The sequence below is a fragment of the Psychrosphaera sp. HA2-10 genome (assembly GCF_055693745.1).
On the sequence record NZ_CM146341.1, the window covers coordinates 2,719,683 to 2,743,566 of the forward strand.

Below are 23,884 nucleotides of genomic sequence, written 5' to 3' on the forward strand. Positions count from 1 at the left end.
TTTCCAAAGCAAAACCTAATAAAATAAACACTTCATTTTTTAGTAGTTATCTTAAAAATCACGACTTTTTAGTACAAATTAAGAAATAGACTTAATATCAATTGCCGATAGTGCCTATTATTTTTACTAAAAAGCAAACTGAGCAATAATCGTTGCTTAAAAAGTCAAGGTTAAACAATGTGCGGAATCCTAGGAACACTTAATTTCAATAACGCAGCGGATGCAGAACGTATTGCCGCCATGCGAGACACTATGCCTTATCGTGGACCTGATGATAATGGACTGTGGATTTCAGACGATAGCTATTGTGCCCTAGCGCATTTACGTTTGAGCATTTTAGATCCTACTCCAGCTGGCCACCAGCCGCGAATTGAACAAACAGGTCGTTTTGTTATTTCTTATAATGGCGAAGTGTATAACTACATAGAAATTCGCGCTGAATTAGAACAGAAAGGCTATACCTTTGAAACAGGAACAGATACCGAAGTTATTTTGCAAGCTTATGTAGAATACGGTGTTGAATGTTTGCATAAATTTAATGGCATGTTTGCTATCGCAATTTGGGATAACCAAACTCAAGAACTGTTTCTGGCTCGTGATCGTCTCGGTATTAAGCCTGTTTATTATTACCAAGACGACAACGAATTAATCTTTGCGTCTGAAACCAAAGCTATTTTAAAGGGCTTAGATGCCTTGCCAAGCCTTAATATCGAGCTTATCGACGACTACATGAGCTTTGGTTATATTCCCGGCGAAAAAACCTTACACCAAGGCATTAATCGATTAATGCCGGGTCATTATGCCATTATTAAAAACAAACAAATGAGTATTACTCAGTGGTGGGATCTTAAGTTTGATAATACCCAAGACAAAGGTTTTGACTATTATTTAAACGAAAGTAAACACTTACTTGAGAGTGCTATTGACCTTCGACTTCGCAGTGACGTTCCACTAGGTATTTTCTTAAGCGGTGGCATTGATTCAAGTGCTGTTGTTGGTCTACTGGCTGACAAAGTGAAAGAGCCACTTAAAACCTTTTCGATAGCTTATGATTTTGGTAAAAATTTCGATGAGACTCAATACGCTCGTATGGTGGCAGAGAAGTTTGGCACCGATCACCACGAACTTAAGATCACCCCACAACAGTTTAAAGACTTCATCCCAGAATACATTCAATTAATGGATGAGCCAGTAACAGAAGCCGCCGCAATATCGCTATTTTTCGTCTCTAAGCTCGCTAAAGAAAAAGTCACCGTTGCCTTGTCGGGCGAAGGTTCAGACGAAATTTTTGCTGGTTATGACTTATACCAATACATGAACGTACTAGAGAAATACCGCAACGTTGTTGGTCAATCTGGTAGCGAATTTTTTGCGGGCATCTCTAATAAAGTGCTGGGTAAAAGCCACAAGGTATCCAAATACCTAAACATGGCCACACAACCTATAGAGCAACGCTATAAAGGCATGTCTACTTATCCAGACGCCTCAAAAGAAGCCTTATATAAGCCCGAATTTAAACAACAGCTAGAGTCAGAAAAAGCACGAACCAACCACGGTGCGTTTTCAAAACAACTGTTCGAGAATATGAAAGGCCAAGATCAGCTTAACAAAATGCTCTACTTTGATACAAAAACTTGGCTCGTTGATGACTTACTAATTAAAGCCGACCGTATGAGCATGGCAACATCCGTTGAATTACGAGTACCCTTTTTAGATTATCGTTTAGTAGAATTTGCAGCGACGATTCCATCGCACCACAAAATCAAAAAAGGCGAAGGCAAATTCCCACTGAAAAAGATGATGGAAGGCATACTGCCAAACGACATCATTTATCGTAAAAAAATGGGCTTTCCAACACCACTAAAAATGATGTTCCAAAACGAGCTAAAAGACTACGCACAAGACTTGTTATTGTCGGACAATACCAAGCTGCACCAGTTCTTTAAAGTGGAACGCATCCAGCAACTCATCAATGAGCACAATGCCAATAAATATGACCACCATAAAACGTTATGGCAATTAGTAGTATTAGAAGAATGGCTTAGGAAGAATACGGACTAAATTAATATGGCCTATAAAAACATTCTCGCCATTAGCTACTTATTCCCAAACGTTGAGCGTCCAAATCATGGGATCTTTGTTTTTAATCGTTTAAAAGCAATGAGTAAATATGCCAATGTTATTGTGATTAATCCTATTCCTTGGTCTCCAGCTCATGGCTTTATAGATAAGTTTAAACACTTAGCTAATATTCCATTTAAAACCGAACGAGATGGCATTACGATTTATCATCCACGATTCTTTTCTATTCCTGGCCACTTTAAAGGTTTAGAAGTAATAACGTATAAACAAGCGGTAAAGAATGTCATCAAACAAATTGGCTTTGAGTTTGATTTAGTAGATCTTCACTGGACCTTTCCAGACTTACCAACAGGTGACTATCTAAGCAACTACTATAAAGTGCCTTACAGAGTTACTTTGCGCGGTATGGAAGCCTTCCACCAGCAAGACGGAGATGTAAGAGAAACACTGGTTGCTCATTATCTTAGTAAAGTTGATAGCATTATTTCGTTAAGCGAAGAAATGGCCGACACGGCAGATAAAATTGCCAATACTCGTTCAAAAACAAAAGTGGTTAGAAACGGGGTTGATACCGATGCGTTTTATCATATTGATCAAGCTGAATGTCGAACCAAGCTAAACTTGCCGCATGATCAAAAAATCATTTTAGGCGTAGGTGCACTTATTCACCGCAAAGGCTTTGACGTTGTTATTAAAGCCCTTAAAAAGATCATTCTACAACTAGGACTAAACAACACACACTTTTATATTTTAGGCTCAGAAGGAGCCGAAGGTGATTACCGTAAAGAGCTAAAAGCATTAGTAACTTCGTTAGGCCTTAAAGACCATGTTCACTTTATGGGTGCTGTACCTAATAATGAGCTTATTACCTGGTATAACGCCGCCGATGTATTTTGTTTATCTAGTCGCGGTGAAGGTAGCCCTAACGTACTAACCGAAGCATTAGCCAGCGGTTGTCCTGCAGTAGCGACTAATGTAGGTAGCGTACCTGAGATTATGACTAGCGAACCCAATTTAGGTACCGTAGTAAAAGTAGACGACATTGATGCAATTATTAAAGACTCAAGCGACCTGCTGCTCACAGAAACAGACCGAGTCACTCAAGCTGCTAACTTAAACAAATACACCTGGGATTGGTGTGCTAAACAAGTTTTATAATTTTAAATCTATTTAATTGGCTTTAATGCGTAGTCAATCGTTCTAATATATTTCGAAGACGCATCACCATGATCGTCGCGGTTCCAAGGCCATTTTGTTCCTTGGTTTTCACCTTTTTTAGACACATCTTTTATTGCAAAATAAATCACTTGGTAATTATTTAAAACACTCTGTGGCAATTGAAAGCGAGTCCAAACATCCCGGGTATAATCATTGGCCCTTCTCACATAGTGCGGGTTTTTAGTTCCTACATACTTTTCACCTGAGTAAAATTCTGGTGTGACAATATTTGCTGTATTATAGTTTGAATTAGTAATTGGCATTGTTGACCAGCGTATTTCAAAGGTCGAAAATTTATGCTCCCCCACTGAAAAATTACCACCATCTTTAAAGCCCATTTCCCAATAGTTATTTTCAGGCCAATAGCCGACCCACAAAGACGTAATAGACTCGTCATTTTGATTGGGTTCGATACTGTTTTTTGTGCTGTAAAAGGTTAATTCATCTACCACAAATTCAGTGTCTTGATCTTGTTTAGCTCTAATTTCAAAATAAAAACGGCTTAACTGAGCAAAGTATGACTTATCACTGTCTGATACAGGGTTATTTTTATGATAACTATTGCCCGGTTTTCCTCGATGATGATTTGGGTGATCGTCTAGTTCGACATGCAACCAAGCACCTGGATTAAAGCCTAAATAATGGTAGTAATGCTGATTACCCGGCCCTTCGCGTGGGCAACCGTCACCTGTGCTATAGACTGGTTGGCCTGTCTCCCAGCATAAATAAGTACCGACATGAAAGTTAGTCCCTATAGAGTGTGGTGTGCCCTCAGGGCCTTTAGTTTCTATTCCGTCTAGCTTTATATAAAACGACATTCGATCAGTAGATTCAGAGGTTACACCACGCTCACTTAACGGTTTACCTGCGTAATACATCCACCAAGAGGCTTGATTCGGTGCCGTATTATTTTGAGGATTGTCAAACACTCTAAAGCTACCACCTGATGAAGTTAACGGCGCTCTAATATCACTAACAATTTCGGCTAAGTTGTCATCTTTATAATCACCTTTATCAAAGCTGCGAGGGCTTTGTCCAAAGTAGGTTATAACGCCATCACCTAAAGGCCCTCCTGTGTCTAACACCCAACCTTCATTTGAATATGCTACGTCTGGCTGCCATAACCACCCATTCCAAAGCGTATCTTGGTCACCTTCGTCGTTCCAATCGAACAAAGTAGTTACGTCAGAGGCGACCATCACCGAATTATGGTAAAAGGTTTTGCTGGTTTGATTGTCATCTTGGGTTTTGTCACTATTTTTTTCTTTAGATTCTCCGCTACATGAAACAAGGAGAATAACTAACGCTATATAGCCACAGATATTTTTCATTGCTCTAAAACCTTCAGATTCTATAAATCGTTTGAGGATTGAGACTAAAGTATAGGACATGATTTACTACTCATTTTAGGTTTAGGTGGTGGGTACATTTAATACGTTGTGAACTGGGCGTTAAACAAGCCCCAACATTACTTGCTCTAACTGCCTTGCCTTTTGTTCGCGGTTATAGTCAGATAAATCTCTTTCATATACCTGTACATTGCCTGATTGTTGGCGTTGCTCGTTTTTGTGGTTAATAAGGTTTTTAATTGCAATGGCCAACTCTTCCGCTGCCATGCCTGTTTCCACGCCATCAAATGATGAGGCTAACTTATAAGTTGCACCTTGTGAATCCGCTTTTACTAACATAGGACGTTGCGTTCGCAGGTATTCGTATACTTTGCCCGGAATTTGTTTGTTAAATCGGGCGTCTTGAATAAGCACTAATGCATCGGCTCGTGTCATGTTATTTAATGCGTTAATAAAAGGCACAGGTTCAATAAACTGAACTAAGTCAGTAATGCCTAATGCAGTTAGTGCATCGCTAAACTCTTCGCCACTGCCTGCCCCTTGAAATATTAATTCAAAGTTTTCCGCATTCACTAAACCGTCGTTGTTTAACATGGCTATGGCTTCAAAAATGGGTACCGGATCGCGACCATGTGCATATAAAACACCACTGTAATACATTGAGAATTTTTTTGAATCAAAGGGCGTATTCGCTCGCTCCACCGAACTTAATGCGGCGAGGCGTTCAAAGTTTGCTTCGTCAAAACCGTTTTCAATTACGGTGTTTTTACTTTCAACTAAAGCGCCATACTTAGCCTGGTATAAATCGCGCACTGCGGCTGTTGCGTAGGTAAGGTGTGCTGAGTTTCGCATCACTTGGCGGTCAATTTTTTTATGTATGAAGTCTAACCATCGCCCTGCACTACCATTCATGTAATGACAAGGGTCACGATAATCAGCAACCCAAGGCAAGCCAGTTTGTTTTGATAATTTATTGGCTATGTAGTGTGTGCTTGGCGTTGGTGCTGAAGACCAAATAACGTCGGGCTTGTATTTTTTAATTAACTTTGCGCCCACTCTAACCGACGAAGGTATCCATGTAAGGCCCCAGCGGTCAGGTGTTTCCATAATTGAAAAGTACTTACCTTTGTACGACAAGTCGCGCTGAACATCGAGTGCTCGAGTTCGGTAAATTTTATCGTCTGGCCCGTCTTGATAAGTTGCATCCACTTTTGAATATGCGCTCGGGTCTGCCGTTAATACAATAACTTCCCAGCCCCACTGTTTTAGGTATCGATAAAAACTCTCGATGCGTGGAACTGACGCGCCATTGCTTGGTGGAAACTCAAAGGCGATCATCAGAACAGTTTTAGTGGCGCTCACGGGCTGTTACTCTCCGGCTATTTTTAATATTGATAAACAAAACTGATTAAACTCTTTTCGATGCGGCATAAATCGTGGCAAAGCCGTCAAACTGGTTTTAGACGTAATGCCACCATCATTTGTTGCTACCCCATATTGAATGCCAAGTTCATTTAGCATGTGTTGATGCTCCGCGGTAAAGTCTCGACCAAACCAACCATTTGGGTATGCAAATAGCGGCGGCACTTGTCCCAAAATATCAGTTAAATACTCCACCGACTTAGCCATTTCTTGTTTTGCTACTTCAGGCTTCTGCATCGCAAGAATACTATGAGAGTGCGTATGCGCGCCAACATCGTGGCCCAGTTTGGTTAGTTTATTTAATTGTTGTGCTGTCATCATGCACCTAGCCGGCTCAAAACGACCTATCTTTTTGTAAATGGCGTTAAGTGCTTCATCACGTTCTTGATTTGCTAAAAACTTAATTTTATTTACTAAGTATAAGTATGCGTTAGCTTTTTCTTGTTCGGTATTAAGAACAAATGACTGATCGAACATACCAAACTGCGTTGCCATGGTATTTTTTAACGACTCGGCCAATTCATCATTCCACAAGTAACCTTGTTCAGTTCCTTTTGTGGCAATAAAAAAGCTACCCTTTATGCCGAGCTTCTCAAAAACTGGCAGTGCGTTATCAAAGTTATCGACATATCCATCGTCAAAGCTTAGCACTAAAGCCTTTGGAGGCAACTTACCTTGCTCAATCAATGCCAACGCTTGGCTTAAAGAAAATATCTTAAAGTATTTATTTAGCTTGGTGAGCAACACTTCAAAATTTGTGGCAGTAATGTCGTCGGGGCAAAATAATGACGGATCGTTAAGAACGCGATGAAAGTACAATACCGCTAGTGGATGTTCTTTATGTTTTATTCTATTTATGCAGGCCAATAGGCTTAAACCCAAATGTAACATTTCTTTTGTATCCTTACTTATCAGCGCGATTAACAAGAGTACACGGAGTTGTTTTCTTTGTGAATAACCTAATGTGCGATAGCAATACATAATGACTATATTTATTGCGGCGCTAGTGGCAGAATAACAATCTAAATGCAGGCTACGGAAATTTAAATAGGCAACGTAAATGAAAAAGGTATTAACGGTATTTGGTACACGCCCTGAAGCAATAAAAATGGCACCTTTGGTTCATAAACTAGCCGAGTCAGAACATATTGATTCGCGAGTATGCGTCACCGCCCAACACCGAGAAATGTTAGATCAGGTACTGCAGTTATTTGAAATTACACCTGATTACGACTTAAACATTATGAAGCCAGGCCAAGACTTATACGATGTTACTAGCAACATATTAGCGGGCATTAAGTCGGTTATTGCTGAATTTAAACCTGATATTGTATTGGTGCATGGTGACACATCAACGACGTTTTCCGCAGCTTTGGCGGCGTTTTACCAACAAGTTAAAGTAGGTCATGTTGAAGCAGGCCTTAGAACCGGCAATATTTATTCACCGTGGCCGGAAGAGGCAAACCGTAAGCTAACGGGCGCCATCACACAATTTCATTTTGCGCCAACTAAATCGTCACAAAATAACTTACTTAAAGAAAATGTAACCGCCAGTAGCATTTCGGTGACGGGTAACACGGTTATTGATGCCTTGTTATGGGTAAAACAAAAGCTTGATAGTGATACTTCTCTGGCGACTCAGTTTTCACAGCAGTTTGATTTTATTGACCCCACCAAAAAACTCGTTTTAGTCACAGGCCACCGTCGTGAAAGTTTTGGTGATGGTTTTGAACGTATTTGCCAGGCGTTAGCGAACATAGCGAAACAACGCCCAGACGTACAAATTGTTTACCCTATGCACATGAATCCTAACGTACGGGAGCCGGTAAATCGGTTATTGTCGGGGTTAGACAATGTGTTTTTAATTGAACCTCAAGACTACTTACCGTTTGTATACCTAATGAACCAGAGTTATTTAATTATTACCGATTCTGGTGGCGTACAAGAAGAAGCGCCGTCATTAGGCAAGCCGGTATTAGTTATGCGTGACACTACAGAACGTCCAGAGGCGGTAGATGCCGGCACAGTTATATTAGTAGGCACCAACGAGCAAAACATTGTAGAACAAACCCTACTGCTCCTAGATGATGAGCAGCACTATAACACCATGTCACAAGCGCATAATCCGTATGGCGATGGACTCGCATGTCAACGTATTGTGCAAACGTTAGTAGAGGAATTATAAACATGGCTTTTGAAACAGTTTCGGTAATTGGTTTAGGTTATATTGGCTTGCCAACAGCAGCGGTTATTGCCTCTAGAGGTATTAAAGTGGTTGGTGTAGAGATTAACCAACACGCAGTAGATACCATTAACGCCGGTAATATTCACATTGTTGAGCCTGACTTAGATATTGTTGTTAAAAGCGTAGTGTCTACTGGTTTTTTACGTGCTACGACTCAAGTTGAAAAAGCCGATGCCTTTATGATTGCGGTGCCAACGCCGTTTAAACATGGCAACGACGATTCTCACTCGCCTGACTTAAGTTATATTGAGTCTGCAGCAAAAGCGATTGCGCCTGTTATTGAGGCAGGCAATTTAGTTATTTTAGAGTCAACGTCTCCTGTTGGCGCTACAGAAAAATTAGCTGGCTGGTTAAAAGAAGCCCGCCCTGACTTAACCTTCCCGCAAGATGCTGGTGAACAAGCCGACATTAAAGTGGCTCACTGCCCAGAGCGCGTATTACCGGGTTATGTATTGCAAGAATTAGTATCAAATGATCGCGTTATTGGCGGTATCTCGCCAGCTTGTAGTGCAGCAGCCGTTGAGCTTTATAAAACCTTTGTTCGTGGTGAATGTATTGTTACCAATGCCCGAACCGCTGAGATGGCTAAACTAACTGAAAACTCATTCCGTGATGTAAATATTGCCTTTGCCAATGAGCTATCAACCATTTGTGACCAGCTTCATATTAACGTGTGGGAATTAATTAAACTGGCGAACCGTCACCCTCGAGTGAATATTTTGAATCCAGGTCCTGGTGTTGGCGGTCATTGTATTGCTGTTGACCCTTGGTTTATTGTCGATAGTTGCCCAGAACAGGCTAAGCTAATTAAACAAGCGCGCTTAACCAATGATGCAAAACCGCATTATGTAGTGTCACAGATAAAAGAAGCGGCGGATCAATTTAAACGCCCTGTTATTGCGTGTTTAGGCTTAGCATTTAAAGCTGATATTGACGACTTACGCGAAAGTCCAGCTGTGCAAATTGTTCAAGAACTTGCGAACGCCAGCGTTGGTGAGTTGATTGCGGTAGAACCAAATATTAAAGCACTGCCAGATAAATTAGCTAGCCAAGGTATCGAGTTTGCAAACTTAACGTCGGCTTTAGACAAAGCTAACGTTGTGGTGATATTGGTTGATCACAAAGAGTTTAAAGCAGCGGATAAAAATGCGTTTGCGAAAAAAGTAGTGATTGATACTCGCGGCTTATTATAAACAAGGATAACCTGATGCAAAAGACGAAGCTCAACAATGGATTTGGCCAAAGCCTAATTTTATTTATTGCGCTGTGTTTTAGCTCTGTTTTGCATGCAGAAAAAGTTATCGTTGATGGTATGCCTTTTGATTCTTTTAAAAGTGCGGTGGCGGCAATTCAAGATGGCAGCACCGTTTATTTAGAAAAAGGCGTCTATAAAGACGGTGTATACATCACTAAAAATGATATTTCTATTTTAGGTGAGCCGGGCGTTGTTTTTGATGGTGCCTCCGCTGATGGTAAAGCTGCGTTAGTATTAACGGGTAAAAACGTGGTGGTTGAGTCTATTGAGTGCAAAAATATAGCAGTGCCTGATGGCAATGGCGCTTGTATTCGATTTGAAGGCGAAAACATAACCATCCGAGACTTGTATGTACATGACAGTCAATCGGGTGTAAAAACAAGTCGCGTTAAAGGCTTTGTACATATCGAGTTTTCTAAATTTGAACGTATTGGTAATCGCAATGGCTTTTCACACGCAATGTATATCATTGCCGATGAACTTAAGGTTCGCTACAGCCAGATATTGAGTACTAAAAGTGAAGGGTCTGGCATTAAATCGCGTTCTAAACGGGTAATTGTTGAAAATAGCCTATTGGCTTCTTTAGACGGTGTTGATAGTCGTTTAATCGACATGGCGGAATACGGCGAATTAATTGTTCGTGATAGTATTTTGCAACAAGGCGATAACTCATCAAACAGCCAACTCATTGCCTACGGACTAGAAAAGAAAGCTAGACAGTTTGCCGTTAACCGTATCGAATTGCGTAATAACTTAATCTTTTTTGATCGCACTCGGCCAAATGTGCTCATTTCAAAACAGTTAGACGATGAGTTTATTAATCGCGGTAATATGTTTATTGGCGATTTGAACCATGTGCCGCAAATGGTGCCTGGCAACGAGTGGTATATGAGCCGAGAAGATGCCAAGCTAGAAGCCTACCCATTTTTACCGAGCATTTCTGAGCGCGAAAAGATCATGGATTTTGTGCGTATCGCCGGTACTCCAAAAAACATTTAACATTATGGAAAATGCTTTGATTTCTGTTTCAATTTTACCACCTGATGAGTTTGCAGCTTGGGATAAGTATGTAAGTGATCACCCTCTTTCTAGTCTTTATCATAAAAGCGATTGGTTAAGTCTGATAGAAGCTTCATTTGGCCAAAAAGCATACTATTTTATTGCTAAAAATACCGACGATACCATTGTCGGAGTTTTGCCAATTATCAATTTAGACAGCTGGTTGTTTGGCAATTATATGGTTTCGATGCCTTATTTTAATTATGGCTCTGTATTGGCTGACTCAGTAGCGGTTGAGAACCAACTTATTTCTGCAGCGATTGAAGCAGCGCAACAAAACAAAGTAAGTCATATTCAATTTCGCGCCATAGAAAGCGCTGAATCATTATTAAAAACCATGCCGGTTTCGACGCAAAAAGTTAATATGATTTTGGACTTGCCAGAAACACCAGAGTTATTAGGCAAAGCAATTGGTTCTAAGCGTCGTTCGCAAATAAAAAGGCCTATACGTGAAGGTGTGTCTCATAAATTTGGTGGCGTAGAGTTACTGGAAGACTTTTACGAAGTATTTTGTTTGAACATGCGCGACTTAGGTACGCCGGTTTACAGCAAGACTTTTTTTAAAGCCATTTTAGAGACCTTTCCAGATAACTCGTTGCTGTGTGTTGTGTATTGGCAAGGTAAACCTGTATCGACTGGCTTTTTAATGCACTACAAAGACCGTATGGAGATCCCATGGGCAAGTACAGTGCGTTACGCCAACCGAATTTCTGTGAATATGTATTTGTATTGGCAAATTTTAAGTTACGCCATTGAGAGTGATTTTAAACAATTTGATTTTGGCCGTTCAACCGTTGATGCTGGTACTTATAAATTTAAGAAACAATGGGGCGCAGAGCCGCTGCAATGTTATTGGTATCATTGGGTGCCAGAGGGTGGCGAGGTACCAAATCTATCGCCAAGTAGCGCTAAGTTTGATCTTGCCATTAAGGTTTGGCAAAAGTTGCCGTTGTGGGTGACTAAAATGATTGGCCCACCAATTGTGCGAAACCTTCCTTAACTGCTGAGATAGTGGCTAACTACTGATGCTGACTTTACGCTGTTTCTATTTGATATAGCCCTAAGTAGGCATCGACCATTTTATCCATGCTGTAATTGTCGTAAACCAGTTGGTGTGCTGTTTCAATTTTTTGTTCGCGCGCCGTTTGGTCTAACTTAATCTCATTCAATGTTTCTGCGTATTGTTCTACATTTTTACTTTCTACGAACCAGGCATGTTGCTCAGAAATAAATTTGGCGATTCCACCAACGTTGGTTGTGATCACTGGTCGCTTTAGTGCCATGGCTTCAAGTATCGTCATTGGCATGGCTTCATAATTTGATGATAAAGCAAATAAGTCGGTAGCCTTAAGAATGTCTGGAATGTCAGATCTGAATCCTAAAAAGTCGATATCATCAGCACTGGCTAACTTATCTTTAAAATCGACAAGTTCTTGGTAAATTGGGCCATTGCCTGCCAACTGAAGTTTTACATTTTCCCAATTAGGGTAGGTCTTTTTAGCCAAATCAAACGCCGACAATAATAACTTTTGATTTTTAATTGGGTCTAATCGGCCAACCGTTGTGATCATAAATGGCGGATTGCTACTCGCGGACGTGTCTGAAGTATGATTTTCTGCTACGTGTTTTTCAACTGTGACGCCATTAAAGATAAGTTGGACTTTGCTTTCGCTGATTTTTAACGTTTCCGTCACCCATCGATATAAGTCATACGACACCACAATATAGTGGTCGATAAATTTTGAAATGAGTTGCCTGAAGCGATTGTTAAATTTATTTTTTCCCGCTGGATCGTCACCACCACGGCCATGATCGCAATGCACGGTAACTGGCACACCAGCTAATTTAGCAACTAAATGATATTCGATGGTGCCGAAGTTATAAGTATGAAATGCCGTTGGTTTTATCCGCTTTAGCAACCGAAACAATTTAACATGACTCAATATGTCATTGCCCGGTTGCTTACCTAAACAATAGACTTCTACGGGAACATCGATTTCCTTTGCTAATTCAAAGTCAGTCGTTAGTGAAATAAGTACATGTTTAACATTGTAATGTTCTGAGTTATTGATCAGGTTTACCACGACTTTTTCCAGCCCACCACAACCAAAACTTGGTACGATGTGGACGACCTTTTTTCTGTTAAGACAACTATTTATCGCTACTTTGTTCATATAATCATGGCATTCAATAAAGACTAACTTTACTATAACACCAGACTCATCAAAAATTCAGTAACGATATTGTTAAATCCTACGATAAAGGTTATTCCACTTAAGGAATATCCGCTTGAACAGTTAGAGCAAGAATGGATCGCTTTGTTTGAACGAAGTGCCGGATGCTTTTTTCTGTCTTGGAATTGGATTGGCAGTTGGCTGTCGATTTTGCCCAATTTTGACAATGTTTATGTGGTTCGGGCCGTCAGCACCGTTGTCAATAAGCCTTCGATGAATAACGATGCTTTGAATGACTATACATTGGACGACTATGCTTTGGACGACCTACTCGGCTTTGGTATTTTCTGTGAAACTCATGTTCGTCGCCACGGCTTTGTTACATCAAAACAATGGCATTTACATCGCACTGGTAACGATAAGCTTGATCAGATTTGGATTGAGTACAATGATTTCCTTCTGTCCAGTGGGGACGCGATTTCCAGCCACCAGATAAGAACGGCTATGTGGCAATCGCTATTAACATCTAACTCTTGTTCGCAAAATGTAGATGAATATATCGTTAATGTCGCTGAGTCAAACTCTTATAATGCATTAAAACAGAGTTTGTTTAACCAAAATCATGCTCATTCATTTACGTTTGAACTGGACAGCAAACAGCTCGGATTTAAAACCGCATTAACCGACCCAAAAATACAAGATTACCCAAATAAGTTTTCTAAGTCCTCGTTTAAACAAATTAGTAAAACAAGACTGGAATTGTCAAAGCTCGGCGACTTAGAGATTGAGTATATTACTAACCACGATGCTGCGTTTGAGTGTTTAAATTTTGCTAAAACTTGGCATATTGATAAATGGGCTTCTTCGCAAACCCCAAGTGGTTTTTGCAATGACGCTTTTATTCGTTTTCATAAAAAATTATGTGAGCAAAATAACAACGATCAAAAAGTGGTGTGTATTGTCGCGCGGTTAAATAATCAAGTTATTGGCGTTAACTACATATTTATTGATACTACTACTGCTTATTTTTATTTAAGTTGTTTAAAACCTAAGAATAATAGTCGAATAAAATTGGGCTTATTGCTTCATCAAGAGTCAGTTAAATATGCGCAATTTCAAAACCTTAACTATTACGATTTTTTAGCGGGGCAAAGTCGTTACAAACAACAGTTGTCCGATATAACAACCGAATTTGCCTGTTACACTTTGCGCCGAAAAAAAGCCCGCTTTGTCATAGAGAGTACTCTCAGCAAAGTTAAGGGTTATTTGGTTAGAAATTAATCACCACAGATGATATAAAGAGTCTGTAGATAATTTAATGGAATAATTATGAACTTATCAAAGTCTATTCTCACCACTTCTGTCGCCTTAGCTCTTGTTGGCTGCGGGAAAAACTCACCGGAAGAGTCGATTATTGCAGGCAAAAGCTTTCTGCAGAATAATGATTATGATGCTGCTATTATTGAGTTTAAAAACGCGATTAAAGACGCGCCTAATGACTCTAACGCTCGATTAATTTTAGCTGATTTGTATTTGAAGCGAGGCTTTTTAGACGCGGCTGAAAAGGAGCTTAATGTTTCTTTGCAAAATGGCGCCCCTGAACAAGCGGTATTTCCCAATTTAGTTAGGGTTTTGTACTTACAAAATGATTATCAACAGATCACTGAGATTGACGTTACTGTTGACGTTGATTTAAACACATTTTCAGAACTTGAAACTATCCAGTTTAATACCTTTCGAGGTATCGCTTTTGATAAATTAAATCAGCCAGAGGGACTTGAGATCTTAAAAAGTGTCGTTGAAAGTAATGACAATTCGCCTTTTGTTGCTCTTGCTCACGCTTATATTACCTTTAAAGAAAATGAAGCGAATAAGCAGTATGATTTTTCTGAATCCATTAATATTTTAGATAACGTAATTACCCAAAACCCTGACTTTACCGATGGTATATTGCTTCGTGGTTATCTCTACAGTGCATCAAATAATTATGAAGCTGCACTTAAAGACTTTAAAACGCACTTAGAGTTAATGCCAAATGCGAATTTTATTCGCTTTCACCTGGCGCATTCTTATCTTCGTTTAGACCAAAATAATAAGGCTCTTGAGCAGGCTGACATCATTCTCAAGCTAGTACCAAACCACCCTTACGCAAATGAAGTAAAAGGGGTTGCGCTGTTTAGAGAGGGTAACTTTGAAAGTGCTCAACTTTATATGGAAAAGGCGATTCAGTCTGGTGAAGATAACGATACAAATCGAACTGTTGCTGGGTTAAGTGCGTACCAACTTAATAATTACAATCAGGCGTTAAATCATTTAGAAAAACTATCTAAGAAGCTAGATGGTACGCATCCTGGAAAGCGCGCGTTATTGCTCGCACAGATTAAATTAGGTCATAACGATGCCGCAAGCCAAGCATTATCAGATATTTCTGGTTCTGTAGAACCAGAGTTGCTGTCGCAAATTACTTATGAGTTTATAAAAGCTGGCAATGAGGCCGGTGCCAGTGAAGCGATTGAACTACTAGAACGTTCTTTGGCAAAACTAGAGCAGGAAGACGTATCTTCGGACTTAAAGCGCCAGTTAGGTACATTTAAACTCTCGTTATCGGACATCAGTGGACTAGAGGATTTAGAAGAGGCCGTAACCTTAGCGCCAGATTCTGATTTAACTCGTTCTAATTTAGCGGCAGCTTATTTGCAGTCTGGTGAGTATCAAAAAGCTTTAGAAGTAGCGCAAGTATGGCTAAAAGATAAACCAGAGAGTGCGAGTGCTTATAGCTTAATGGGTATATCTCAATTAGCGATGGGCAATAAGCAGCAAGGAAACTCTAATCTTGAAAGAGCATTAGAGCTCGACAAGTCAAATATTGCGGCACAAATGTATGCGGCTTCGAAAGCGGCGGATGCAGGTAACTATAACAAAGCAACGAACATTGTTCGTAATGTTTTAGCTATGCAACCTCAATACTTTCCAGCAGTAGAAATGTATTACTCGCTAGCAATGAATTCCGAAGACGCTAAGCTATCCAGTGTCATTGAGCATATTGAGACTACGATTTCGAATGCAAATAACCAAGCTCTTACTATCTTTTTAGCCAAGATATATTCACAACAAAAAGAGTATGAAAAGGCGTTAAGTGTTTTAGATAAGGTAACTAGCAAGTCGGCAGAGTTTTGGCAAATGAAAACTCGTCTATTGATTTTAACCAATAATATCAAACAAGCCTTAGAGGTAGCAGATAGTTGGATTAAGGCTTCGCCAAATAAACCGGTGAGTTGGGCCAACAAATTGCAAATCACTGAAACTCTTGGGTTACATAAACTGACTATAGAAACGGCTGAAAAGGCGTTGGCCTTATTCCCTGATAATTCTTTGTTTTTATTATTTAAAGCCTACCACGCAATTAACACAGGCAAAATAAAACTAGCAGAAAGTGTGATGGAGAATGTGACAGACGACATTCGAACTTCTGGTATGGGCCTTCGAGTGACAGGCCAAATTATCGCAATGAAAGGAAACTATTCTGACTCTTTGCCAATTCTTTTGGAAAGCTACGAGAAATGGGATTCAAATGGCACTGCAGCGATTATTTACATTACTTACACAAAAGACAAGAATACAGATAAAGGTATTACGTTTTTAGAGCAACATGTAGAAAGTAAACCAAATGATGCAAATGCTACCTTTATTTTGGCAAATCACTTTATATATTTAGATAAAGTAAAAGCGTTAAAATACTACTCTAAGTTACTTACCCTAAACGATAAAAATTTAGTCGCATTAAATAATGTCGCTTATTTATATACTGAACAAGGCAAACATAAAGAGGCATTAAGCTTTGCATTAAAAGCTGCAGAAATTGCGCCAAACAATAGCCAGGTTATAGATACTATTGCTGATATTTATTTAAGTTTAAAACAAAAAGACAATGCAAAAGAGTGGATTGAAAAAGGCTTAGTCATTGCACCAGATCATGCTGGTTTATTGGAAAAGAAGCTTATCGTTAGTCAGATGAAATGATCGGCGATAGTAAATAACAGACATAAAAAAACCAGTTGATAATCAACTGGTTTTTTTTATTTAAGCTAAGTCTTATTTAGCTTTACGTCTTGCTACACCAGCTAAACCTAAAAGGCTTAAACCGAAGATAGCTAACGTTGATGGTTCAGATACTAGACGTAAGTCAATAGAACCTAATGAAGTTGTTCTAGTGTACTTGTCATATGTAGTACCACCAATCTCGTATGTACCATCTAACACTGGAGCATTACTTTGATTTTGTAAGTCAGCGTTTGCTTTCATATTAAGTACAACATTTGCACCTAGTAGGTCAGCTAAGTCATTTCCGTTTGAGAAGAAAAGACCAGAAACTACGTCAACAATTTTAAACGTAAAAGTTAACGCATTTTGACCACCTGAAATAGGTGTACCGTTAGATGCTGTTAATTCTAGTTTAAGTACGTCGTCATAAACTGTGTTATTAATTAAGTCTGTTAAGTCTATGTTCGCCCAACCACCAGTAAACACACCAACATAGTTTGTTGTAGGAGTTGTTGTATCTGGAACTAAAGCTGCAAAACCTTCTAACATGTAATCAATGTCAAAAGCCCAACCAGAGCTATATAACTCAGTGTTAGATCCGTTGTTAGGTGCAGTACCTAAGTTTAAGCCGATACCACGGTCTTGGACTAAGTCAAAAACATAGTCACCTGTTTGAATGCCAGCAACACCATTATTATCAACGTAATTTGAAACGTTTGTGCTACTCGCGTTAATTGTTAGAGCATCAACACCTGCAGTTAATGAATTACCATCTGTGTCGAACGGTGCTACATCTGTTGGATAACCTGCCATGTATGATGTATCGATAACAATAGGATCTGCAAACGACGCGCATGAAGCAATTGCTAATCCTGTTGCTACTAAAGCTTTGTTAAATGTTTTCATAACACTTTCCTTAATGGAGTTGTAAGCTGTGTGATACAAAACGTATCGTACTGCCTAGTACAAAGCAAGTTACTTGCCAACAATATAATATGTTGATTTGTAATAACTTTTTTCTTAATTCACTGTTTTTAAATTATACTTTGTAAAAAAGTTAGACAGTCTATTTATTAACTATATTGTGCGCTATCTTGTACATTAGTCTCTGCTTGATACCGCGGTTTCCAAATGGCAAGTAGGTTTTCTTGAGTTTGTTGGTGTAACCATCAAAGTGGAGGCCATGCGGTGCGACAATCACGTCACCTCTGTTTAGAAGTACTTTTAATACGTTAGATGCTGCAACCGCTGCACAAAACATCACACCCATTATCGTAGAAGGCCCTTTTTTTGCTTTAAAATCAGCCTTTTCTGGCAGAACCAAATACTTACGTTGTAACATTGATGGTGACAGACCAATTAAAAATTGGATTAATTGCTCATTTTCCGTTTGTTTGTCTTCAAACCTAAAATACTGTTCATAAGACATTTTACCCGGCATAAAGCACAAATAGGCACTGCCCATACCTAAGGGCGCTGCTGTTATAACGGGAATTTGCTTTTCTTCACATTTTTTAAAAACTAACTTTCGTGCCTCAAGCGCAAAAAAGTCTAAGCAGTCAACGTAAATGTCTACGTTGTCGAGAAATTCATCAACGTTATTTTCAAAGATTCCTGTTGGAAACTCTTTCACATCTGCTTCTGGATTAATATCTTTGATGACTTTGCCCATCACCGAGCATTTAGGCTCATCAATGGTAGACATATAAGCTCCGAGCTGACGGTTAAAGTTATGTACTTCATATTCGTCAAAATCAGAGATGTTAAAATTTCCGACACCTAAACGAGCCAGTGCAGTTACATGTGCAGAACCAACTCCTCCACAACCTGCAAAGGCGATTCTGCTGTTTTTTAGTTTGGCTTGTTCGGCCTCCGTTACCCAACCTATATTTCTTGAAAAAGCATCATCGTAATTAAACATAATTTGGCCCGACTTATGACTCAGTTTGGATTAGTTTTTTTGGAAAGGCATGTACACCTATTAATTCTGCATCGAAGTTTTCTTTGTTGTCCAAAGAAAGATCATTAATGATATTTTTAAATAATAGCTGAAATCCAGGGCTTAGTGTTTTATGCAACGAATAAGGATCTATGTAGTAAGGTGCTCGCTTGCCGTGGTAGTCAACAACAGGACCAATTTGTTCGAACTCTATCCCGACAAACTTTAAGCTTCGAGCTAGTCTAGGCTCCATCATAACAAAGACATGTTTTACGCCGGCCTTCATAACCACACTCGCAGCAGAAAGATATAAACCTACCGCAATAAAAGGGAAGCAACGTAATTCACGTTCAGAATAAACTGTTTCATTAATTGCACCTGTCGCAGCACCTTTAAACTTATCTGATTGTCGACGTCTGAATTCTGAAGGTACTGCTAATCTCGAAATCTCACAAATTTCTTCGCGTTTAAATAGGTTTGGGTTTAGGGTTGGATGATCAATTGAGTCTAGGCAATATTTTTCTATTGGTAATAGTTGTTCAGGAGAATTAGAACATACCATTCTAACCGTACCGGCATATTTTTCCGTAGAGCGGTGTTGTATGAGGCAGTGGATAGACTGCTTGTCAAATTCGTCATTTTCCAGTCTAGACTCTCTAAGCGGTTCAAATTTTAATTCCTCACAATAAACGTCGTGTCTTATTGCGAATGCCTTTTCTTTTTCAGATTCTGTCATTGCTACTGTTGGTTGCAAATACTCAGAGAAATGGTTAGCAATACTTTTCGCTTGTTGGTTGGCTAACACTTGCATCAAATATCTAACCGCACCACCTATTACAGGTTTTTTAGATAGACTTTTCAAGAAATTCATAACAATTGTCCTAAACTGCGTTCCTTTATCACTTACACAGTGCCTTTAAATTTTTCGTTTGTAAAACCATTTTAATGATGTTCTGTGCGTTATAAATTAGTAAAGCTTATTCCTCATATTTTGCCTTTAAAATAAGTTAAATAGATTTCAAAACCTTAATATTAAATTGCGCGTATATTTGTATTTAATAAACCTGTTGTAGTTAGGTAAATATCCTAGCGTAAAAGTTGGCATTTTATTTACTGTCAGGATATTTAACAACACCTTCTAAGTAGGAATAAAAAACAAACAAAATCAACGAGTTAAAATACGGCCTATAAATTGCACAATTATGTTTATAATTTCGGCTTGTCTGTTTATAATTAAACAAAGCTCTGTAATAAATTCTGGTGGTAAGAAACATGGAAAATCAAAAAAACGACGTTAAGGGCGCTTTAAAAGCCTCTAGACGACAGCTCCTGATCAAAAGTGCAAAGGTTGCCCCAGTAATAACGGCAATCGCGGCCGCACCTGTGTGGGCGACTGGAAATGCGAACTCTAGTCACCAATCTGCGGGAATGTCCTCTACTTCCAGAATCACGCGTTTTAACGGTTTTAGCCCTGGCTATTTCCATGATCACAAAAATGACAAAAATAAAGGCCCTAAAAGTTCGAGTTCATCAGCTCTCGTGACAAGCAATGACAACGAATGCCAAACATCAAAAGGCGGTAGCAAATTACCAGACTTTTACTACGACAAGTTTTATGGTGGTATTGGTGGTATTTTCCCGGGGTCGTTATTGGCAGCCCAAGTTAGAGATGTTCTTTCACCTAGCAACTGGACTAAAGGCGGCGAAACAGCCAATATCAATGGTCATTCAGTCACCCAGGTCGACCGCTTCATGCTAACAGCCTATCTAAATGCTGATCCATTGTATGGCGCAAGCGGTTACCCTTACACACAAGAAGAGATCCGTAACTTCTGTAGAGACTACGAACAAGGCCGAGTGTCGTATACTGATGCTAAGCTAATCTTAACTAACCTGATTCATGAAGGTCAGGAAGATATGAGTTGGGAAGCTGATACGGTTTGTTAAAGTTTTATCCTGGTATTGTGACCCGCACTCATGAGGGTCACGGTACTTATATCTACCACACCACGCATTCTGAAACCCTCTTTGTTCCCTTAGATAACCAAGATTTTTTTACCCTATTAAGTTCCGGCGCACCAGATAAGCAAGCCTTAGCTGCAACTATTATAAAAGACTATGGTTGTACTGAAGATGAAGCTTTGTCGGCTGTTAATAATACGGTAGACTCGTTACAAAAGAGAGCACTGATAGAGAGCTAGTCGTTGAAGATAAAGGAATTACCCCAATCACAGTTGAAAAAAGGAAATATTCTCAAGTTTGATGTCGGTCCTTTTTCTGTGTCTGTTGATAGTGACTTTGATGTTGTTTATCAAGAAATCTCAAAAATTTACTCCGAATTTACTGCTCTACCCGACAATAGTTTTGTTGATTTTGAAATTAGGTTACGAACCTCCAAGTCTTTTATTAGACGCTTCGTAAGAAAACAATGCATTTTTTCGCTAGGCGATAACGAACCTTTTACACCTATTGGTGCCTCACAGGCTTTTCCTATGTTTGAGTGGGGATTAAACTGGTGTATTTCTTCCCATAGCCACCAATATTTAATTGTTCACGCTGCAGTGATTGAAAAAGAGGGAGTTTGCATCGTAATGCCAGCGCCACCTGGTTCAGGTAAAAGTACCTTAACCGCTTTGTTGGTGTACTCTGGATGGCGGTTGCTTTCTGATGAATTAACCTTAATAGATACCGATTCGGGCTTAATACAACCTCTAGCTAGGCCAATTAACCTAAAAAACCAATCTATTGATGTAGTGCAAAAAGCTTTCCCTAATGCTATCCATTCAGATATTGTTCGTGATACGCACAAAGGTGATGTATGTTTATTTAAAGCGCCAGATAGTGCGTTGCAAAACATTAACATCAAGTCCAAAGCCACCCATGTTATTTTTCCAAAATATGTCGTGAATACCGATATTTACTCAGAAGCTATGAGTCAAGATAAGGTGTTTTTTTCGGTTATTGAAAACTCATTTAATTATAATATTTTAGGTTTATCAGGTTTTAATACATTGACTAACTTTGTTGATGGCATTCAAGGGTACTCTCTGCAATATAGTGATAATTCAGCTGCCATAGACTGGTTTGAGAGTTTGCAATCATGAGTAATCTTTTAATCTCAATATATAATAACCCCGCAAAGATCGAGCATTTAACGTTAGATGAGTGGAGTAAAATTGTCACTCATGGTCGAGATCAAAATATGCTTGGGCGATTATGGTGGCGAATTCAAGTGCATCATTGTGAAGAGTTTGTACCGAATAAAGTAAAGATTCACTTCGCTAATTCTAATAAGTTTGTCGCTCAACAAAAAGTTAACATTAACAGAGAGCTTAACGAAATAGCCACTTGCTTGTCTGAGCGAAACATCCCTTCTACTGTTTTAAAAGGCGCGGCTTATATTGCGTTATCATCAGATACTAGCAATGGACGAATTTTTAACGATATCGATATTCTTGTCGACAAGGCCCAATTGCGGGAAGCAGAAATAGCCTTGATGACGTTGGGTTATTTTCATAATAAAGAAACTGATTATGACAAACGTTATTTTCGAGAGTGGATGCATGAAATTCAACCTTTAGTGCACAACAAAAGGTTCACTACGATAGATTTACATCACAACATCTTGCCTTTGACGAACAAAAAGCACTTTAATGCAAATCGTTTAAACGCGGTATTGTTACCACAGTTAAAAATGCAAACTCTAGACGAGCTCGATAGGTTTATTCATAGCGCGACTCACTTGTTTACTGAAGGTGAGTTTCCTCACGCTATTCGAGACATTACAGACTTAATTATTTTATATAACGAAATAAGCGACGCCAATGCATCTAGCCGGTTGTTAGACAGAGCTAGGGCGTTGGGACTAGAGACTTATATTGAGTTGGCGTTATACTTTGTATTACTAAATATTGGTGATAAAAAGGGTTTCGATTCAGTAGAACAGCTCATTAATCGACGCTTTATTACTGCGCAAGTTACCTTGCCGTCTTATCACTTTGTATTTAGCGCCGACACTGTAGAGCAAGATGGTATTAGACAACGCTTTGCATTATTTTGGCTATATATGCGAAGTCACCTCATTAAAATGCCAATACATATTTTAATACCGCACTTATGTCGAAAGTTTATATATAACTTTAAAGAACGCTATTTAGAAGATAAATCAAAGGATAAACAAAATGACAGGCTTGGTTAATCAGTTTTGCGGTTCTAGATCAGTCGTTGCGTTGTATGCATTGCTATGTGTGATATTTACTCCTTTTTTAGTGTCTAATGCACAAGCCCACGAGCCAAACAAGCTCATTGAATTGGCCAACGCAACTAAGCAATCGGTTGTTGGTGTCGGTGTTTATAACCCGTTAAGTGCACCACGATATCAATTACGCGGTACAGGCTTTGTTGTTAGCTCAAACGCAACGAGTAGCATCATTGCGACTAATCATCATGTGGTTAATGGTGATGAATACTTGGCGGATAAAGCGCAGATTTCGGTGCATGTTGGTGAGAGTACTAAAGCTCGCTTTTATAACGCGACGTTGATTGCACAGGACGAACGTGCCGATGTTGCGATTATTAAAATAGATGCACCTCTACCCGCAATGCAATTAAGCGGTGCTAAATATAACGCGCCGGCTGGCAGCCAAATTATGATGGCCGGTTTGCCAATTGGTTCGGTATTAGGTTTGTTTAAAGCAATTAATATTGGTTATGTGTCAGCCTTTGTGCCTCAAGCGATTCCTCAACAAAATGCCAGTCAGTTATCAATTGAAATGATTAAAAGGCTTCGCGACCCACTTTTTGTATATCAACTTGATGTTACGGCTTACCCTGGCAATAGCGGTAGCCCGGTTGTTGAGGTTAAATCTGGAAAGGTCATCGCCATTATTAATAGTGTGCTAGTGAAAAAGACCCGTGAGAGTGTATTATCAGATCCTAGTGGTATTAGTTATGCGATTCCTGTTTCAGAAATACATGAGTTGCTTAAACAAGTGCCTCAGTAGTCAGTAGTCAGTAGTCAGTAGTCAGTAGTCAGTAGTCAGTAGTCAGTAGTCAGTAGTCAGTAGTCAGTAACTAGCATAATAATTAAAACAGGAACTA

20 protein-coding genes are annotated in these 23,884 nt (G+C 39.3%); 13 read left to right on the plus strand and 7 right to left on the minus strand.

Going from position 1 to position 23,884, the window contains the following annotated elements:
• Nucleotides 1-177: 177 nt before the first annotated feature.
• The gene (asnB, locus tag ACZ1GV_RS12365) at nt 178-2,061 is read left to right on the plus strand and encodes an asparagine synthase (glutamine-hydrolyzing) (protein WP_472674425.1); all 1,884 of its coding nucleotides are present in this window, start codon (nt 178-180) and stop codon (nt 2,059-2,061) included.
• Nucleotides 2,062-2,067: 6 nt separating this feature from the next.
• Nucleotides 2,068-3,240 carry a glycosyltransferase gene (locus ACZ1GV_RS12370; protein ID WP_472674426.1) on the plus strand — a complete coding sequence of 391 codons (1,173 nt, stop codon included), beginning with the start codon at nt 2,068-2,070 and terminating at the stop codon, nt 3,238-3,240.
• Nucleotides 3,241-3,248: 8 nt separating this feature from the next.
• On the opposite strand, the gene ACZ1GV_RS12375 is transcribed toward ACZ1GV_RS12370, so the two are convergent.
• From ACZ1GV_RS12375 to ACZ1GV_RS12385, 3 genes are read right to left on the minus strand one after another with little or no spacing between them, the layout of a single operon-like run.
• Nucleotides 3,249-4,691 carry a hypothetical protein gene (locus tag ACZ1GV_RS12375; protein WP_472674427.1) on the minus strand — a complete coding sequence of 481 codons (1,443 nt, stop codon included), beginning with the start codon at nt 4,689-4,691 and terminating at the stop codon, nt 3,249-3,251.
• 60 nt (nt 4,692-4,751) lie between these two features.
• Complete coding sequence (locus ACZ1GV_RS12380; RefSeq protein ID WP_472674428.1) at nt 4,752-6,011, minus strand: glycosyltransferase; 1,260 nt, start codon at nt 6,009-6,011, stop codon at nt 4,752-4,754.
• A gap of 6 nt (nt 6,012-6,017) precedes the next feature.
• The gene (locus tag ACZ1GV_RS12385; protein WP_472674429.1) at nt 6,018-6,962 is read right to left on the minus strand and encodes a polysaccharide deacetylase family protein; all 945 of its coding nucleotides are present in this window, start codon (nt 6,960-6,962) and stop codon (nt 6,018-6,020) included.
• Between the two features lie 169 nt (nt 6,963-7,131).
• Between ACZ1GV_RS12385 and wecB the strand changes: the two genes are divergently transcribed.
• The 4 genes from wecB to ACZ1GV_RS12405 are packed head-to-tail and all read left to right on the plus strand — an operon-like array spanning nt 7,132 to nt 11,630.
• Nucleotides 7,132-8,256, plus strand: a complete 1,125-nt coding sequence (wecB, locus tag ACZ1GV_RS12390) for a non-hydrolyzing UDP-N-acetylglucosamine 2-epimerase (RefSeq protein ID WP_472674430.1) — start codon at nt 7,132-7,134, stop codon at nt 8,254-8,256.
• A 2-nt stretch (nt 8,257-8,258) separates the two neighbouring features.
• Nucleotides 8,259-9,509 (plus strand): UDP-N-acetyl-D-mannosamine dehydrogenase, encoded by a 1,251-nt coding sequence (gene wecC, locus ACZ1GV_RS12395; protein ID WP_472674431.1) that lies wholly within the window; start codon nt 8,259-8,261, stop codon nt 9,507-9,509.
• Nucleotides 9,510-9,523: 14 nt separating this feature from the next.
• Nucleotides 9,524-10,570: a hypothetical protein gene (locus ACZ1GV_RS12400; protein ID WP_472674432.1), complete on the plus strand. Its 1,047-nt coding sequence runs from the start codon at nt 9,524-9,526 to the stop codon at nt 10,568-10,570.
• A 16-nt stretch (nt 10,571-10,586) separates the two neighbouring features.
• Nucleotides 10,587-11,630 (plus strand): FemAB family XrtA/PEP-CTERM system-associated protein, encoded by a 1,044-nt coding sequence (locus tag ACZ1GV_RS12405; RefSeq protein ID WP_472674433.1) that lies wholly within the window; start codon nt 10,587-10,589, stop codon nt 11,628-11,630.
• Nucleotides 11,631-11,664: 34 nt separating this feature from the next.
• Here the strand turns inward: ACZ1GV_RS12405 and ACZ1GV_RS12410 are convergent, their stop codons facing one another.
• Nucleotides 11,665-12,804 carry a glycosyltransferase gene (locus ACZ1GV_RS12410; RefSeq protein ID WP_472674434.1) on the minus strand — a complete coding sequence of 380 codons (1,140 nt, stop codon included), beginning with the start codon at nt 12,802-12,804 and terminating at the stop codon, nt 11,665-11,667.
• A gap of 69 nt (nt 12,805-12,873) precedes the next feature.
• Between ACZ1GV_RS12410 and ACZ1GV_RS12415 the strand changes: the two genes are divergently transcribed.
• On the plus strand, nt 12,874-14,085 hold the full coding sequence (locus tag ACZ1GV_RS12415; RefSeq protein WP_472674435.1) for a GNAT family N-acetyltransferase: 1,212 nt from the start codon (nt 12,874-12,876) through the stop codon (nt 14,083-14,085).
• A gap of 48 nt (nt 14,086-14,133) precedes the next feature.
• Complete coding sequence (gene prsT / locus ACZ1GV_RS12420) at nt 14,134-16,824, plus strand: XrtA/PEP-CTERM system TPR-repeat protein PrsT (RefSeq protein ID WP_472674436.1); 2,691 nt, start codon at nt 14,134-14,136, stop codon at nt 16,822-16,824.
• Between the two features lie 72 nt (nt 16,825-16,896).
• On the opposite strand, the gene ACZ1GV_RS12425 is transcribed toward prsT, so the two are convergent.
• From ACZ1GV_RS12425 to ACZ1GV_RS12435, 3 genes are all read right to left on the minus strand, one after another.
• A complete protein-coding gene (locus ACZ1GV_RS12425) occupies nt 16,897-17,751 on the minus strand; it encodes a PEP-CTERM sorting domain-containing protein (RefSeq protein ID WP_472674437.1) in 855 nt (284 codons plus the stop codon).
• A gap of 160 nt (nt 17,752-17,911) precedes the next feature.
• The gene (locus tag ACZ1GV_RS12430) at nt 17,912-18,766 is read right to left on the minus strand and encodes a ThiF family adenylyltransferase (protein ID WP_210560861.1); all 855 of its coding nucleotides are present in this window, start codon (nt 18,764-18,766) and stop codon (nt 17,912-17,914) included.
• Between the two features lie 13 nt (nt 18,767-18,779).
• A complete protein-coding gene (locus ACZ1GV_RS12435; protein WP_210560860.1) occupies nt 18,780-19,655 on the minus strand; it encodes a PEP-CTERM/exosortase system-associated acyltransferase in 876 nt (291 codons plus the stop codon).
• Nucleotides 19,656-20,056: 401 nt separating this feature from the next.
• Here ACZ1GV_RS12435 and ACZ1GV_RS12440 point away from each other — a divergent pair, with 401 nt between their 5' ends.
• From ACZ1GV_RS12440 to ACZ1GV_RS12460, 5 genes are read left to right on the plus strand one after another with little or no spacing between them, the layout of a single operon-like run.
• A complete protein-coding gene (locus tag ACZ1GV_RS12440) occupies nt 20,057-20,731 on the plus strand; it encodes a hypothetical protein (protein WP_472674438.1) in 675 nt (224 codons plus the stop codon).
• Nucleotides 20,732-20,748: 17 nt separating this feature from the next.
• Nucleotides 20,749-20,985, plus strand: a complete 237-nt coding sequence (locus ACZ1GV_RS12445; protein ID WP_472674439.1) for a hypothetical protein — start codon at nt 20,749-20,751, stop codon at nt 20,983-20,985.
• Nucleotides 20,986-20,988: 3 nt separating this feature from the next.
• Complete coding sequence (locus ACZ1GV_RS12450) at nt 20,989-21,888, plus strand: HprK-related kinase A (RefSeq protein WP_472674440.1); 900 nt, start codon at nt 20,989-20,991, stop codon at nt 21,886-21,888.
• Nucleotides 21,885-22,982 (plus strand): nucleotidyltransferase domain-containing protein, encoded by a 1,098-nt coding sequence (locus ACZ1GV_RS12455; protein ID WP_472674441.1) that lies wholly within the window; start codon nt 21,885-21,887, stop codon nt 22,980-22,982. Before ACZ1GV_RS12450 ends, ACZ1GV_RS12455 begins: the two co-directional genes overlap by 4 nt.
• A complete protein-coding gene (locus ACZ1GV_RS12460) occupies nt 22,966-23,787 on the plus strand; it encodes a trypsin-like peptidase domain-containing protein (protein ID WP_210560854.1) in 822 nt (273 codons plus the stop codon). Before ACZ1GV_RS12455 ends, ACZ1GV_RS12460 begins: the two co-directional genes overlap by 17 nt.
• Nucleotides 23,788-23,884: the final 97 nt, after the last annotated feature.